A 14,636-nucleotide genomic window follows, 5' to 3' on the forward strand; every position below is an offset into this window, starting at 1 on the left:
CTCAAGGATCGTGCGCGCGGGCTCCTGATTCACCCCCGGGATTTCCCCAGTCCGGCGCTGTTCCATTGCGGAACACATTCAGCGTGGTCCCGATCCCCGACCCCACCCAGGGAGGCAGCGAACCCATGGCCCTCGACAGAATCGGCACGCCGGACGCGCCGCGCCAGATCTTTGCCAGCACGCCCGCGCAGCGCGTGGCGCTCGCGCGGCAGCAGTTTTTCGAGGAAGGCGTGCGCCCCTCGGGCCTCGTCGGCGAGGCCGTGCTCCAGTCGTGGATGCGCTGCAGCCGCACGCACACCGACCGCCAGCGCATCGTGACCTTCGACGCGGTCACGCCGAGCCGCCTGCACGCCACGCTCGCGCGCAGCCGCGAGCTGCTCGACGTGGCGCGCCAGGAACTGGCGCAGATGGAACACGCGCTCGCGGGCACCGACTGCCGCGTGATCCTCACCGATCGCGAGGGCGTGGTGGTGCACGTCACGCAGCAGCCCGCCGCCGCGCACCAGCCAGTGCTGCGCAAGACATCGCGCGTGGGCGTGAACATCTCCGAGCGCGTCGTCGGCACCACGGCGCCGGGCATCGTGGCGAGCACCGGGCAGGCCTGCGCGGTCGATGGCGCGGAGCACTACTTCGACGTGCTGGGCCACATGCAGTGTGCGGCGGCGCCGATTCGCGACGTGGCGGGGCAGCTCGCCGGCGTGCTCGACCTCACGGTGGAGGCGCGCCGCTTCGGCTTCGACGCGGCGTCGATGGTGGCGCTCCATGCCACGACCATCGAGAACCGGCTGCTGCAGGCGCAATCGCGCGACCACCTGATCCTGCGCTTCCAGGCCAGCCCCACGCTGCTGGGCACGCCGCTCGAAGCGCTGGCGGGCGTCTCACCCGACGGCACGATCGCCTGGCTCAACAACGCGGGCGCGCGGCTCTTGGGGCGGCTGCCCGAGGCGGCGGACGAGCGCGACGTCGAATGCCTGCTCGGGCACGACCTCGCGAGCCTGCTGCGGCTGAGGCGGCGCGAGGCGGCGCAGCCGCTGCGGCTGGCGAGCGGGCTGGGCGTGTGGGTGCAGGCGCGGCTGAAGGGCGCGGACGGTGCGGACTTCAGGCATGCGGTGGCGATGCCGGGCGAGGCGGCGTCGCTCGCAATCGAACAGCAGGACGACGCGCGGATGCACGCGCCCGAAGCCTGCGAGCGCACGGAGCCTGGCGAATCCGCGTCCCCTGCGCAGGCGACGCTGCGCGAGCACAGCCGCAAGCTGATCGAGGAAACGCTCGCCGCACATGGCGGCAATGTGTCCCAGGCGGCGCGGCAGCTGCGCGTGTCGCGCGGCACGCTCTATCGGCGGCTGCACGGCTGGCGCGACAACAACGGCGCGGAAGAAGGCGCGTCGCCGGCCTGATCGATCAGGCCGCGGCGCGCGCCAGCGCGCGCGCGCGGCGCGCCTTCGCATCGGGCTGCAGCGGCCGCAGGTATTCGTGCAGCGCCAGCGCGGCCGCGCCCACCGCGGGTGCCAGCGCGCCGTAGCGTGCGGTGCGCAGGTCGGGCGCGGGCATGCCGGCGCCATCGGCGTGGCGCTTCACGCTTTCGAACGCAGCCTGCGCAAAGCCAGGATGGTCGGCACAGGCCTTGCCGCCAAGCACGATCGCGCGCGGATTGAAGGTGACCCACAGGTTCTGCAGCAGCACGCCGAAGAAGGCCGCGGCGCGCTGCATGTCGGTGCCCTCGCGCTCCAGCACGCGCGAGCCGAAGAAGGCCTCGGCGCAGCCGCGGCGGCCGCACGAGCACAAGGGTCCGTCGAGTTCGAGGATGGTGTGGCCGATCTCGCCGGCCATGCCCTGCGCGCCGGTGAAAAGCCGGTCGTTCAGCACCACGCCGGCGCCCACGCCCACGTCGCAGTTGACAAAAATCAGCGGGTCTTCGCCGTCCTGGCCTTCACTCGCCGCGAACTCGTACTCGCCGAGCGCGGCCGCATCGGCATCGTTCTGCAGTTGCACGGTGACGCCGGGCAGGCCGACGGCGGCAAAGGCTTTCTCGAGCGCGGGCAGCAGGCTCACGTTGCGCCAGCCGAAATTGGGCGCGAAGCGGACCACGCCGGTGCAGTCGTCCACCGCGCCCGGCACGCAGACGCCAATGCTCGACAGGCGCAGGCCGAGCCGCTCGAGCACCACGTGCGCGGCGGCGGCCATGCGCGCGACCTGCGCGCACGCGCCGGCCGGCGAGCCGTCGGTCAGGGCCTGGGTGTCCGCGTACAGCACCTCGCCCTGCAGCGAGACGCACACGAGGCGCACGGTCTCGACCGCGATCTCCACGCCCATCAGCGCGCGCACGCCCACGTTGATCTGCAGCGGCGTCGAGGGCCGGCCCATGCCGTCGGCCACCGTCGCGCCGGCCTCGCTGAGCCAGCCTTCGTCGAGCAGCTCGCGCACCAGCAGGCTGACGGTCGACTTGGTGAGCCCGCTCTCGCTCGCCAGCCGCGCACGCGACAAGCCGGGCTGCGCGCGCAGCAGCCGCAGCAGCACGCTGCGGTTCATGCGCTTCAACAGTTGCTGGTCGCCGATGGTGGTCACATCAGGAGAGCGCTGCAGTCTCGGCGTGATGGGCCTGCTCTTTGCCCTCGGGCCGCTTGCCGGCAATGATCATCCCGAGCACCTCGTCCTCGGTCACGTCGGTGGTGCGGTAGGTGCCGACCAGCTTGCCGTTCTTCATCACCGCGAGGCGGTCGCTCAGCGAGAATACGTCGGGCATGTCGTGCGTGATCAGGAAGATGCCGACGCCGTCGGCCTTGAGCTGCTTCACGAGCCCGCCGACCATCGCGGTTTCTTCCGGGCCGAGCGCGGCACAGGGCTCGTCCATGATGAGGATGCGCGCGTTGAAATACAGCGCCCGCGAGATCGCCACCACCTGCCGCTGCCCGCCCGAGAGGCGGCGCACCGGCACGCGGATGTTGGTGAAGTTCCTGTTGAGGCGGTGGAACACCTTGCGCGCCTGCACTTCCATGAAGTGGTCGTCGAGCGTGCGCCACGGCGTCATCTTCTCGCGGCCGAGGAAGAGGTTCGACACGGAGTCGAGGTTGTCGGCGAGCGCGAGGGTCTGGTAGATGGTCTCGATGCCCTGGGCCTGCGCTTCGGCGGGCGTGCGGATGTGGACCTTCTCGCCGGCGATCAGCGTGTCGCCCGAGTCGATAGGGTAGGCGCCCGCGAGCATCTTCATCAGCGTGGACTTGCCGGCGCCGTTGTGGCCGAGCAGCGCGACCACTTCGCCGGGATAGAGGTTCACGCTCACGCCGTCCACGGCCTTGACGCCGCCGAAGGCCTTGCGGATTTCGCGCAGTTCTACTAGCGGCTTGGAGGGTTCTATGCCGACCATTGTTCAGTGCTCCAACTTGTTTTGATGCTCTTGTTCGGGGTGCGTGCACAGGCCACCGGGTGCTCCCCTCCGCGAATGTCCCCCGCTTCGCTCCTCCTTTATTTCGCTGCGGGGAGCACCCGATGCCCTGTGCACGTGGACACGTTGCTGGTTCGCGGCCGATCGACAAGTGCTCTGAACGATCACGCCGATGGGGTGCCTTGCGCAGCGAAATAAAGGAGGAGCGAAGCGGGGGACATTCGCGGAGCAAGGTACCCCGTCGGCGTGAGCGCACCCCGAACAACAGTGCTTCATCTCAGTTCTCCCCGAACTTGCGGCGGTACAGAACGTCGAACACGACAGCCACGATCAGCACCTGCCCGATGATGACCATGCGCTTGCCGATCGGCACGTCGAGCAGCAGCATGCCGCTGTCGAGCGACTGCATGATCAGCGCACCCAGCACCGAGCCGAAGATCGAGCCGCTGCCGCCCGCCAGCGCCGTGCCCCCGATCACGGCCGCCGCGATCACGTACAGCTCCATGCCCGTGCCCAGCGAATTGGTGCCCGCGTTGAGCCGCGCGATCGACACGATGGCCGCGACGGTGACGAGCACCGCCAGCAGCGCGAACAGCATCAGCGTGACGCGCTTGACCGGAATGCCCACCAGCGCCGCCGCATCCGGGTTGCCGCCCATCGCGAACACATAGCGCCCGAAGCGCGTGCGGTGCACGATGAACGACAGCACGATCGCCACCACCGCCCAGATCAGCACCGGGATCGGAATGCCCTGCGGCTCGCTCTTCGACGAGATCTGGTAGTTGTTCATGACCCATGCGAAGCCGAACACCACCGCCACCGGCACCGCGGTGATCAGCACGTCGAGCCACAGTGCCTCGGTCGGCATCTCGTAGCGCTGGCGCGCGCGGCGCTTCTGCAGCATGCGCCCGAACAGCACCAGCGCGACCAGCCCCGCGAGCACCCAGCTCGCCGTGACGCCGATGCCGCCGTCGTAGCCGCCGCCCAGCCGCTGGAAGAATTCGTCGTTCACCGGTTGCGTCTTGCCGTCGGCCACGAGGAAGGCCGCGCCGCGGAACGACATCAGCCCGCCGAGCGTGACCACGAACGAGGGCACGCCGAGCACCGCCGTGAGCCAGCCTTGATAGATCGACACGAGCAGTGCCACGGCAAGACCCGCGAGGCAGGCCGTGGGCCACGACCAGCCCGAGGTGTATTGGAGGTACGCGATCAGCACGCCGACGAAGCCCATCACCGAGCCGACCGACAGGTCGATGTGGCGCGCCACGATGACCAGCACCATCACGGTCGAGACGATGCCGACCACGGCCGTCTGCTGCGCGACGTTGTAGAGGTTTTCGGGCGACAGGAACACGCCGCCCGACATGACGCTGAACACCACCGCCATCACGGCCAGCAGCACGCACATCAGGATCAGCCGCAGGTCGATGCCCGTGCGGCGCCACCAGCCCGGAGTTTCATTGCTCATTTTTGAAGGTGCCCCTTGGAACGGCAGGTGCGCGACCGCGTACCGGCCAGCCCCAGGGGCCGGCCGGACGCCGCGTGGCGCGGATTGACAGCAGACTCGTTACTTGCAGGCGGCGGGCGCGCTAGCACCCGTGGCGCCCTTGCAGAGCTCGTCCTTCTTGATCCAGCCGGCCTTGACGACCACGTCGAGGTTGTCGCGCGTGATCGCCACCGGCGTCAGCAGGCGCGAGGACAGCGAGATCTTCTTGGCGCCGCCGGCCCAGGGTGCGGCCTTGTCGACCGGCTTGCCGGCGGCCAGCGCCATGGCGGCGGAGGCGGCTTCGCGGCCGAGTTCGCGCGAATCCTTCCAGACGGTGGCGGTCTGCGTGCCCAGCGCAATGCGGTTGAGCGCCGCGAAGTCGGCGTCCTGGCCCGACACCGGGATGCCGCGCAGGCCCTTGGCGGTGAGCGCCGCCACCGCGCCGCCGGCCGTGCCGTCGTTGGCCGCGACCACCGCGTCGACCTTGTTGCCGTTCTTGGTGAGCATCTGCTCCATGTTCTTCTGCGCGACCTCGGGCTTCCAGCCGTCGGTGTATTCGTCGCCGACGATCTTGATGTCGCCCTTCTTGATCGCGGCATCCAGCACTTCCTGCTGACCGGCGCGCAGGAAGTCGGCGTTCGGGTCGCTCGGCGATCCCTTGATGATCACGTAATTGCCCTTGGGCTTGACCTTGAAGACCTCGCGCGCCTCCATGCGGCCGACCTCGACGTTGTCGAAGGTGATGTAGAACACGCCCGGCGCCTCGATCAGGCGGTCATAGGCCACCACGGGCACCTTCTGGCGCGTGGCCTTGGTGATGGCGGGCAGGATGGCGTCCTTGTCCATCGCCAGCACGATGAGCGCCTTGGCGCCCTTCGACATCAGGCCCTCGATGTCGCCCAACTGCTTCTCGGGCGAACCGCCCGCATCGGCACTGATGTACTTGGCGCCGAGCTTCTCCAACTGGGCCTTGATGGCGGCCTCGTCGGTCTTCCAGCGTTCTTCCTGGAAGTTGGACCAGCTCACGCCGACCACGGTTTGCGCCAGGGCGCCCACGGCCGTGAAACCGAAGGCCATGGCGGCCAGGGTGTGTTTCAGTTGCATCGATGTCTCTCCAGTGTTGGTGCGCCCCGCAGGAACCGGCGGTAGGAAATTAGTTAGTTTGAAGGGCGAACTAACTATCCCATCGCAGCGGAACTCTGGGCATCCGGGAATTCCCGGAGCGCTATCCGGGCGAAGGCGCACGCGAAAAAGGCCGGGAGGTCCCGGCCTTCTCGTGAACTCGGGCCGCTTCAGGCGGCGAAACCACCATCGATGTTCAGGCTGGCGCCGGTCACGAACGCGGCTTCCGGGCTGGCCAGGTAGCCGACCATGCCGGCGATCTCTTCGGGGCGGGCATGGCGGGCGAGCGCCATCAGGCCGTGCATGGCGGCGGCGTTGGGGCCGTCGACCGGGTTCATGTCGGTGTTGACCGGGCCCGGCTGCACGTTGTTGACCGTGATGCCGCGCGGACCGAGGTCGCGCGACAGGCCCTGCACCAGACCGACCAGCGCCGACTTGCTCATGGCATAGGCGCTGCCGCCGGGCCAGGGCATGCGCTCGGCGTTGGTGCTGCCGATGTTGATGATGCGCCCGCCCTCCCCCATGTGGCGCGAGGCCGCCTTGGCCGCGACGAACACGGCGCGCACGTTGACGTCGAGCGTCTTGTCGAAGTCCTCGAGCGAGAAGTCGTCGAGGGTGCCGCCGAGGAACACGCCGGCGTTGTTCACAAGGATGTCGATCTTGCCGAGCGCGCGGGCCGCTTCGTCGATGCCGGCGGTGAGCGCGGCGGCATCGGCGCTGTCGATCTTCAGCGCAAGGGCGCGGCCGCCTTCGGACTGGATGCTGCGCACCAATTCATCGGCCGGGGCGCTGGAACTCGCGTAGCTGAAGGCCACGGCGGCGCCGTCGCGCACCAGCCGGCGCACGATGGCGGCGCCAATGCCGCGCGAACCGCCGGTGACGAAAGCGACCTTGCCGGCCAGGACGGGAGAAGAAGAAGCAGTGTTGGAGGCCATGATTTTTCCGATCAGGTGGAGGAGGAAGGCCTTCAGTGTCGGCAATTCATTCCTGGGGCGGTAGCCGTCAATCGGCGCAATCAAATTCAACCCGGAGTTGAAGATGGGAATGACAATGCGGCAATGGAACCGCTCAGTCACCTCGAATCCTTCGTGCAGAGCGCCGAGGGCGGCAGCTTCTCGGCGGCGGCCCGGCGCCTGGGGCTGACGCCGGCGGCCGTGAGCAAGAACGTCGCGCGGCTCGAAGCGCGGCTGGGCGTGCGGCTGTTCCAGCGCAGCACGCGCCGCCTGACGCTGACCGAGGGCGGCGAGCGCTTCCTGGCGCAGATCGGCGGCGCGCTCGCCACGCTGCAGGAGGCGGTGGCCGGCATCGACAAGGACGACGGCCAGCCCGCCGGCACGCTGAAGGTGAGCATGGGCCAGGCCTTCGGGCGTGAGCACGTGCTGCCGATGATGGGCGACTTTCTCGCGCGCTACCCGGCCATCCTGCCGGACTGGCATTTCGACAACCAGCAGGTCGACCTGGTGGGCGAGGGCTTCGACGCGGCCATCGGCGGCGGCATCGAACTCTCGGCCGGGCTGATAGCGCGGGAGCTGGCGCGCATCCACGTGGTGGCCGTGGCATCGCCGCGCTACATGGAGGGGCGCGGGCGGCCCCGGCATCCCTCGGAGCTGGCGGCGCTCGACACGCTGCTGCGCCGCTCCTCGCCCACGGGCCGGCTGCGCAGCTGGACGCTTCGGCATGCGCGCGGCGAAGAGGCCACGGTGGATCTGCCTCGGCCGCGCGCGATCTTCAACGACCCCGAGGCCATCGCGCATGCGGCGCTGATGGGTCTGGGCGTGGCGATGCTGCCGATGCCCTTCGTGGAGCGCGGCCTGCGCAGCGGCGAGCTGCTGCGGCTGCTGCCCGAATGGCACCAGGACGCGGGCGCCGTGTGGCTCTACTACCCAAGCAAGAAGCTGCTGCCGCCGAAGACGCGCGTGTTCATCGACTTCGTGCTCGAACGTTTTCGCGACGAACGGTTTGCGCAACGGATGCAGGTGGCCTGAGCGGCCTGCCGGCTCACGGGGTTTTCACCCGCGACGCCTGCGGCGCACCCCTGTACAAACGCGCGCATGATTTCTTTCTTCTGCTCCTCCTTCCGGACCCATCGCCGCACCGCGCTGGCCGCTTCCGTTGCCACCGCCCTCACCCTGATGGCCGCTCCTTCGTGGGCCCAAGGCACCTGGCCGACCAAGCCCGTGCGCATCGTCGTGCCCTTCGCGGCCGGCGGCACCACCGACATCCTGGCGCGCGCCGTCGCGCCCGAGCTGTCGAAGGCCTTCGGCCAGCAGTTCATCGTGGACAACCGCGCGGGCGCGGGCGGCAACGTGGGCGCCGAGCTTGTGGCGCGCGCCCCGAACGACGGCTACACGCTGCTGATGGGCACGGTGGGCACGCACGGCATCAACCGCGCGCTGTACCCCAAGCTGCCCTTCGACCCGATCAAGGACTTCGCGCCGATCACGCTGGTGGCCGCCGTGCCGAACGTGATGGAGATGAACGCCGACAAGGCGAAGACGCTGAACATCCACAACGTGCAGGACTTCATCAAGTACGCCAAGGCCAACCCCGGCAAGCTGAACATGGCGTCGAGCGGCAGCGGAACGTCGATCCACCTCGCCGGTGAATTGTTCAAGAGCATGACGGGCACGTTCATGGCGCACATCCCGTACAAGGGCTCGGGCCCGGCGCTGCTGGACATGGTGGGCGGCAACGCCGACGTCATGTTCGACAACCTGCCTTCGTCGATGGCGCAGATCAAGGCCGGCAAGCTCACCGCGCTGGCCGTGACGAGCGCGCAGCGTTCTCCCGCGCTGCCGGACATTCCCACGGTGGCTGAAGTGGGAGGCCCGTCGCTCAAGGGCTACGAGGCAAGCTCGTGGTTTGGGCTGCTGGCCCCGGCCGGCACCTCACCGGAGATCGTGAACCGCATCCAGCAGGAAGTTGCCAAGTCGCTGAGCACGCCGGCCATCAAGGAAAAGATGCTCGCGCAGGGCGCGATCCCGAGCGGGAATTCATCGGCCGACTTCGCGAAGCTCATTGCGAGCGAGCACGTGAAATGGGCGAAGGTAGTGAAGGACTCTGGCGCTAAAGTTGACTAACCCCCAGGCTTCGCGCACTTCGTGTCGCTAACGCCTACCCCCTTGCAGAGGGCAACGCCTGCGGCTCGGCAAAGCCGGTTCCGCGGCGTTTTCGCGACTGGAACCGTTCGATCTAATCGATCAGGTCTTCCAGGTCACGTCTTTCTTCTCCACCAGCGAATCCTTGAGCATGTGCAGCAACGGGATCGCACGCTGGTGCAGCCCGACATGCTGCTTCTCGGCCTCGCTGGCGTGGCCTTCGACGGCGTAGTCGTCGTTGTTGTGCGTGTTGGCGGCCTCGCGCGCCAGCGCGGCTTCGAGGGCCGCAATGGCGCCCGGAATCTGCTCGACCGTGATGATGCCTTGCGGCGCAACCGACTTGCCGACGATGTCGAACAACTGCCGGGCATGCACTTCGAGCATCACGAAGTCGGGAGAGGCTCGGGACTGGAATCGATAGAGCATGGTGTTCTCACTCACTTGTAGATGTAGTCACGGGCAAAAGGGTACACCGATTGCGCGCCGCGCAGAACGCCGTGTTCGACCTTGCCGTCGGGCCTGGTGGACAGCATCTGGTGCAGCGAGATCCAGCCCTGTTCGAAGCTCATGGCCGAGCCCGCGAGGTACAGGCGATAGGCGCGCAGCACGCGCTCGGCGTTCTCGCCCTGTCGGCCGCCGCCACGCTGCAGCACCTCGCGCGCCGCATCGAGCTGCGCCTCGAGCGCATCCGACCAGGCCCAGAGCGTGCGCGCATAGTGCGGGCGCAGGCTCTCGGTGTCGACCATCTCCAGGCCGGCCGCGGCCGTCTCGCGCAGCACGTGCGTCACGTGCAGCAGTTCGCCGCCGGGGAAGATGTATTTCTCGATGAAGTCGCCCATGCCGGCGCCGAGCTGGCGGTAGTTGAGTTCACCCGAGGTGATGCCGTGGTTCATCACCAGGCCGCCCGGCTTCAGCAGCGAATGGATCTTGCGGAAGTAGGTCGGCATGTTGGCCGCGCCCACGTGCTCGAACATGCCGACCGAGGAAATCTTGTCGAAAGGCTGGTCGACCGACAGTTCGCGGTAGTCGCGCAACTCGACGCGCACGCGGCCCTGCAGGCCCTTTTCCTCGATCAGCCGCTGCACGTAGGCGTGCTGGTTTTTCGACAGCGTGATGCCGGTGGCGTCCACGCCGTAATGCTCGGCCGCCCACAGCAGCAACGCGCCCCAGCCTGAGCCGACGTCGAGATAGCGCTCGCCCGGCCGGAGCATGAGCTTGCGGCAGATGTGGTCGAGCTTGGCTTCCTGCGCCTGCGCCAGCGTGAGATCGGGCGTACGGAAGTACGCACAGGAATAAACCCGGCGCGGGTCGAGCCACAGCGCGTAGAAGTCGTCGGACACGTCGTAGTGGAACTCGATCTGGGCCGCGTCCTTGCGCAGCGAATGCGAGCCGTGCGACTTGGCCATGTGCTGCAGGCGGCTCCACCAGCCGGTGTCGGTTTCGGCCGGGTTGCCGGGCAGCATGCCGACCGTGGCGTCGATCAGGTCGCGCATGGCCCCCTCGATCTGCACCTTGCCCTCGACATACGCCTCGCCGATGGCGCCCACCTGCCGCGCTGCCAGCTTGGCGAGCACCGCCCACTCCTTGAAGGCCAGCGTGACGCGGGCTCCCGCCTGGGCAACGCGCCGGCCATCGGGCAGTTCCAGCGCGATGGGGACAGGCAGCGAAGCCAGCTGCGACTCGATCTTGGGTATCAAGTTTTGCATGGAGCCCATGGTATTGATTTTTCAAAGTTTTTGCATGACTGCCCGTGTCGGCCGAAGCCGCGACCCGCGTGCCGGATGGTCGTTACGAATCGGCATTGACAGCAGATCGTTTATGTCTAAACTATTGAACCATGAACAGCCTCAGCCCGGTCAAACCCGCTCCCGCCTCGGACCTCCAACGCATCCTGTGCATCGGCGGCGGGCCGGCAGGCCTGTACTTCGCCCTGTTGATGAAGGCGCGCAACCCCGCGCTGCAGATCACGGTGGTGGAACGCAACCGCCCCTTCGACACCTTCGGCTGGGGCGTGGTGCTCAGCGACCAGACGCTGGGCAACCTGCGCGCGGCCGATGCGCCGACCGCGGCGCTGATCGGCAACGAGTTCCATCACTGGGACGACATTCAGGTGTTCTTCAAGGGCCGCCAGGTGCGCTCGGGCGGCCACGGCTTCTGCGGCATCGGCCGCAAGCGGCTGCTGAACATCCTGCAGGAGCGCTGCCTCGAACTCGGTGTGGAACTGGTCTTCGAGACCGATGCCACCGACGACCAGGCGATCGCCGCGCAGCACAACGCCGACCTCGTGATTGCCAGCGACGGCCTCAACAGCCGCATCCGCCAGCGCTACGCCGACGTGTTCAAGCCCGACGTCGACCTGCGCAACTGCCGCTTCGTGTGGCTGGGCACGCACCAGACCTTCGACGCCTTCACCTTCGCCTTCGAACAGACCGAGCACGGCTGGTTCCAGGCCCATGCCTACCAGTTCGATGACAAGACCTCGACCTTCATCGTGGAGACGCCCGAGGCCGTGTGGAAGGCCCACGGCCTCGACCAGATGGAACAGCCCGAGGCCGTCGCCTTCTGCGAGAAGCTCTTCGCCAAGTACCTGGGCGGCCACCCACTCATCAGCAACGCCACGCACCTGCGCGGCTCGGCCAACTGGATCCGCTTTCCGCGCGTGGTGTGCGAGCGCTGGACGCATCGCATCGACGTCGAGGGCCGCTCGGTGCCCGTGGTGCTGATGGGCGACGCCGCGCACACGGCGCACTTCTCGATCGGCTCGGGCACCAAGCTCGCACTGGAAGACGCGATCGACCTGGCCAACGAGTTCGCGCAGGGCGGCACGGTCGACCATGTGCTCGAGGGCTACGAGGCGCGCCGCAGCGTCGAGGTGCTGAAGATCCAGAACGCCGCGCGCAACTCCACCGAATGGTTCGAGAACGTGCCGCGCTACACGGGCATGCAGATCGAGCAGTTCGCCTACTCGCTGCTCACGCGTTCGCAGCGCATCAGCCACGAGAACCTGCGCGTGCGCGACACGCAATGGCTCGGCGGCTACGAGCAGTGGCTCGCGGGCGGCAAGGCGATGGCGCCGATGCTCATGCCGTACAAGGTGCGCGGGCTCACGCTGAAGAACCGCATCCTCGTGTCGCCGATGGCCACCTACAGCGCGGTCGACGGTGTGCCGCAAGACTTCCTGCTGGTGCACCTGGGCGCACGTGCGCTCGGCGGCGCGGCGATGGTGTTCGTCGAGATGACGAGCCCGACGCCCGAAGGCCGCATCACGCCGGCGTGCACCGGCCTGTACAACGACGCGCAGCAGGCAGCCTTCAAGCGCATCGTCGATTTCGTGCACACGCAGTCGAGTGCGAAGATCGCGATGCAGCTCGGCCACAGCGGTCCCAAGGGCTCGACCCGCGTGGGCTGGGAAGGCTCCGATGAACCGCTCGAAAGCGGCAACTGGCCGGTGCTCGGCGCGAGCGCGCTGCCCTACGGCGAACAGAACCAGTTGCCCGCGGCGATCACCCGCGCCGAGATGGACACGCTGCGCGACCAGTTCGTCGACTCGACGCGCCGCGCTGTCGAATGCGGCTTCGACTGGCTCGAGCTGCACTGCGCGCACGGCTACCTGCTGTCGGCCTTCATCAGCCCGCTCACCAACCTGCGCACCGACGAATACGGCGGCGACATCGAGGCGCGCTGCCGCTACCCGCTAGAAGTGTTCCGTGCCATGCGCGCCGTGTGGCCCGCCGACAAGCCGATGAGCGTGCGCATCTCCGCGCACGACTGGGCGCCCGGAGGCAACACCGATGCCGATGCGATCGTGGTCGCACGCCTCTTCAAGGAAGCCGGCGCCGACTTCATCGATGTGTCGTCGGGCCAGACCACGCGCGCCGCGAAGCCGGTGTACGGGCGCATGTACCAGACGCCGTTCTCCGATCGAATCCGCAACGAGGTCGGCATCTCGACCATCGCCGTGGGCGCCATCACAGACGCCGACCAGGCCAACAGCATCATTGCCGCCGGCCGCGCCGACCTCTGCGCCGTGGCCCGCCCGCACCTCGCCGACCCGGCGTGGACGCTGCACGAGGCCGCCAAGCTGCAGAGCCGCGACGTCGACTGGCCCAAGCAGTACCTGAGCGGGCGCGACCAGATGTACCGCGAGATCGCGAAGCAGCAGCAGATGGCCGCGGCTGCGATCGCCACGCAGAGCAGCGAGGAGACACACTGACATGGACCTCGAAGCACGCGCGCACAGCGAGCACCCCGAAGCGCTGCGGCTCTGGCTGCGGCTCCTGACCTGCACCCAGCTCATCGAGAAGCAGGTGCGCAACGAACTGCGCTCGCAGTTCGCCACCACGCTGCCACGCTTCGACCTGATGTCGCAACTCGAACGCTCGCCCGATGGGCTGAAGATGAACGAACTCTCGCGCCGCATGATGGTGACGGGCGGCAACGTGACCGGCATCACCGACCAGCTCGTGGCCGAAGGACTGGTCGAGCGAATCAACGTCGAGGGCGACCGGCGCGCGTGGCGCGTGCGGCTCACCGCGCGCGGGCGCAAGCTCTTCAACGAGATGGCGCAGCAGCATGAAGACTGGATCGTCGAGGCCTTCGCGGGCCTCAGCGGCAAGGAGATCGCGCAGCTTCACAAGCTGCTCGGCAAGGTCAAGCAACACTCACACAACCAACTATTGATGGCGGAGACCGAATGAAGCACTACATCGGCGCAGGCAACCCCATGCGCGCGCAATTCAAGGCGAAGGCGGCCTACAAGGCCGAGCACTTCGCGTGGAGTTTTGAAGCCGGTGTCGGCACCATCACGCTGAATCGGCCCGAGCGCAAGAACCCGCTGACCTTCGACTCGTACGCCGAACTGCGCGACCTGTTCCGCTCGCTGGCCTACGCCACCGACGTGAAGGTCATCGTCGTGACCGGCGCGGGCGGCAACTTCTGCTCAGGCGGCGACGTGCACGAGATCATCGGTCCGCTGACCGGCATGCGCATGCCCGAGCTGCTGGAGTTCACGCGCATGACAGGCGACCTGGTGAAGGCGATCCGCGCCTGCCCGCAACCGATCGTCGGCGCCATCGACGGCGTGTGCGCCGGTGCCGGCGCGATGATCGCGCTGGCCTGCGACCTGCGTTATGGCTCGCCGGCCACGCGCACCGCATTCCTCTTCACGCGAGTTGGACTTGCCGGTGCAGACATGGGTGCCTGTGCGCTACTGCCGCGTGTGATCGGCCAGGGCCGTGCCTCGGAGCTGCTGTTCACCGGCCGCGCAATGACCGCGCAGGAAGGCCATGCCTGGGGCTTCTTCAACGCGCTGCACGAAAGCGATGCGCTGCTCAAGGCCGCCACCAAGGTGGCGCGTGACCTGGCGGAAGGTCCTACCTTCGCGCACGGCATGACCAAGACCATGCTGGCGCAGGAATGGTCCATGACCATCGATCAGGCCATCGAGGCCGAAGCGCAGGCGCAAGCGATCTGCATGCAGACTGAAGACTTCAAGCGGGCGTACGAGGCCTTTGCGGCCAAGCGCAAGCCCGTATTTGGCGGGGACTGA

The 14,636-nt window shown here is 67.9% G+C and carries 13 protein-coding genes; 6 read left to right on the forward strand and 7 right to left on the reverse strand.

Going from position 1 to position 14,636, the window contains the following annotated elements:
* Positions 1 to 125 precede the first annotated feature (125 nt).
* Positions 126 to 1,397, forward strand: a complete 1,272-nt coding sequence (locus tag ASC92_RS14515) for a helix-turn-helix domain-containing protein (RefSeq protein WP_056516670.1) — start codon at positions 126 to 128, stop codon at positions 1,395 to 1,397.
* A 4-nt stretch (positions 1,398 to 1,401) separates the two neighbouring features.
* On the opposite strand, the gene ASC92_RS14520 is transcribed toward ASC92_RS14515, so the two are convergent.
* The 5 genes from ASC92_RS14520 to ASC92_RS14540 form a co-directional block, all read right to left on the reverse strand.
* Positions 1,402 to 2,565 carry an ROK family transcriptional regulator gene (locus ASC92_RS14520; RefSeq protein ID WP_056516673.1) on the reverse strand — a complete coding sequence of 388 codons (1,164 nt, stop codon included), beginning with the start codon at positions 2,563 to 2,565 and terminating at the stop codon, positions 1,402 to 1,404.
* A gap of 1 nt (position 2,566) precedes the next feature.
* Positions 2,567 to 3,364: an ATP-binding cassette domain-containing protein gene (locus ASC92_RS14525; RefSeq protein ID WP_056516676.1), complete on the reverse strand. Its 798-nt coding sequence runs from the start codon at positions 3,362 to 3,364 to the stop codon at positions 2,567 to 2,569.
* A gap of 295 nt (positions 3,365 to 3,659) precedes the next feature.
* Positions 3,660 to 4,850 (reverse strand): sugar ABC transporter permease, encoded by a 1,191-nt coding sequence (locus ASC92_RS14530; RefSeq protein WP_007830539.1) that lies wholly within the window; start codon positions 4,848 to 4,850, stop codon positions 3,660 to 3,662.
* Between the two features lie 99 nt (positions 4,851 to 4,949).
* Positions 4,950 to 5,972: a D-xylose ABC transporter substrate-binding protein gene (gene xylF / locus ASC92_RS14535; protein ID WP_056516678.1), complete on the reverse strand. Its 1,023-nt coding sequence runs from the start codon at positions 5,970 to 5,972 to the stop codon at positions 4,950 to 4,952.
* 188 nt (positions 5,973 to 6,160) lie between these two features.
* Positions 6,161 to 6,925 (reverse strand): SDR family oxidoreductase, encoded by a 765-nt coding sequence (locus tag ASC92_RS14540; RefSeq protein WP_056517812.1) that lies wholly within the window; start codon positions 6,923 to 6,925, stop codon positions 6,161 to 6,163.
* Positions 6,926 to 7,048: 123 nt separating this feature from the next.
* Here ASC92_RS14540 and ASC92_RS14545 point away from each other — a divergent pair, with 123 nt between their 5' ends.
* Positions 7,049 to 7,975, forward strand: a complete 927-nt coding sequence (locus ASC92_RS14545; RefSeq protein ID WP_056516681.1) for a LysR family transcriptional regulator — start codon at positions 7,049 to 7,051, stop codon at positions 7,973 to 7,975.
* 66 nt (positions 7,976 to 8,041) lie between these two features.
* The gene (locus tag ASC92_RS14550; protein ID WP_056516684.1) at positions 8,042 to 9,070 is read left to right on the forward strand and encodes a Bug family tripartite tricarboxylate transporter substrate binding protein; all 1,029 of its coding nucleotides are present in this window, start codon (positions 8,042 to 8,044) and stop codon (positions 9,068 to 9,070) included.
* Between the two features lie 120 nt (positions 9,071 to 9,190).
* Here the strand turns inward: ASC92_RS14550 and ASC92_RS14555 are convergent, their stop codons facing one another.
* On the reverse strand, positions 9,191 to 9,514 hold the full coding sequence (locus ASC92_RS14555) for a DUF1840 domain-containing protein (RefSeq protein ID WP_056516687.1): 324 nt from the start codon (positions 9,512 to 9,514) through the stop codon (positions 9,191 to 9,193).
* A gap of 11 nt (positions 9,515 to 9,525) precedes the next feature.
* Entirely contained in the window at positions 9,526 to 10,794 is a 1,269-nt protein-coding gene (locus ASC92_RS14560; protein ID WP_056517814.1) for a class I SAM-dependent methyltransferase, read from the reverse strand.
* A 131-nt stretch (positions 10,795 to 10,925) separates the two neighbouring features.
* Here ASC92_RS14560 and ASC92_RS14565 point away from each other — a divergent pair, with 131 nt between their 5' ends.
* From ASC92_RS14565 to ASC92_RS14575, 3 genes are read left to right on the forward strand one after another with little or no spacing between them, the layout of a single operon-like run.
* Positions 10,926 to 13,301 (forward strand): bifunctional salicylyl-CoA 5-hydroxylase/oxidoreductase, encoded by a 2,376-nt coding sequence (locus ASC92_RS14565; RefSeq protein WP_056516689.1) that lies wholly within the window; start codon positions 10,926 to 10,928, stop codon positions 13,299 to 13,301.
* A gap of 1 nt (position 13,302) precedes the next feature.
* Positions 13,303 to 13,785 (forward strand): MarR family winged helix-turn-helix transcriptional regulator, encoded by a 483-nt coding sequence (locus ASC92_RS14570; RefSeq protein ID WP_009124835.1) that lies wholly within the window; start codon positions 13,303 to 13,305, stop codon positions 13,783 to 13,785.
* Positions 13,782 to 14,636: an enoyl-CoA hydratase family protein gene (locus ASC92_RS14575; protein WP_056516692.1), complete on the forward strand. Its 855-nt coding sequence runs from the start codon at positions 13,782 to 13,784 to the stop codon at positions 14,634 to 14,636. The genes ASC92_RS14570 and ASC92_RS14575 overlap by 4 nt, the downstream gene beginning before the upstream one ends.

It is taken from the genome of Variovorax sp. Root411, from assembly GCF_001425205.1.
Taxonomy (GTDB): Bacteria; Pseudomonadota; Gammaproteobacteria; order Burkholderiales; family Burkholderiaceae_C; genus Variovorax.

Coding starts and splice junctions, on each gene's coding strand:
- ASC92_RS14560 (WP_056517814.1), bottom strand. CDS start 10,794: ATGCAAAACTTGATACCCAAGATCGAGTCGCAGCTGGCTTCGCTGCCT.
- ASC92_RS14550 (WP_056516684.1), top strand. CDS start 8,042: ATGATTTCTTTCTTCTGCTCCTCCTTCCGGACCCATCGCCGCACCGCG.
- ASC92_RS14575 (WP_056516692.1), top strand. CDS start 13,782: ATGAAGCACTACATCGGCGCAGGCAACCCCATGCGCGCGCAATTCAAG.
- ASC92_RS14530 (WP_007830539.1), bottom strand. CDS start 4,850: ATGAGCAATGAAACTCCGGGCTGGTGGCGCCGCACGGGCATCGACCTG.
- ASC92_RS14555 (WP_056516687.1), bottom strand. CDS start 9,514: ATGCTCTATCGATTCCAGTCCCGAGCCTCTCCCGACTTCGTGATGCTC.
- xylF (WP_056516678.1), bottom strand. CDS start 5,972: ATGCAACTGAAACACACCCTGGCCGCCATGGCCTTCGGTTTCACGGCC.
- ASC92_RS14570 (WP_009124835.1), top strand. CDS start 13,303: ATGGACCTCGAAGCACGCGCGCACAGCGAGCACCCCGAAGCGCTGCGG.
- ASC92_RS14515 (WP_056516670.1), top strand. CDS start 126: ATGGCCCTCGACAGAATCGGCACGCCGGACGCGCCGCGCCAGATCTTT.
- ASC92_RS14540 (WP_056517812.1), bottom strand. CDS start 6,925: ATGGCCTCCAACACTGCTTCTTCTTCTCCCGTCCTGGCCGGCAAGGTC.
- ASC92_RS14565 (WP_056516689.1), top strand. CDS start 10,926: ATGAACAGCCTCAGCCCGGTCAAACCCGCTCCCGCCTCGGACCTCCAA.
- ASC92_RS14525 (WP_056516676.1), bottom strand. CDS start 3,364: ATGGTCGGCATAGAACCCTCCAAGCCGCTAGTAGAACTGCGCGAAATC.
- ASC92_RS14545 (WP_056516681.1), top strand. CDS start 7,049: ATGGAACCGCTCAGTCACCTCGAATCCTTCGTGCAGAGCGCCGAGGGC.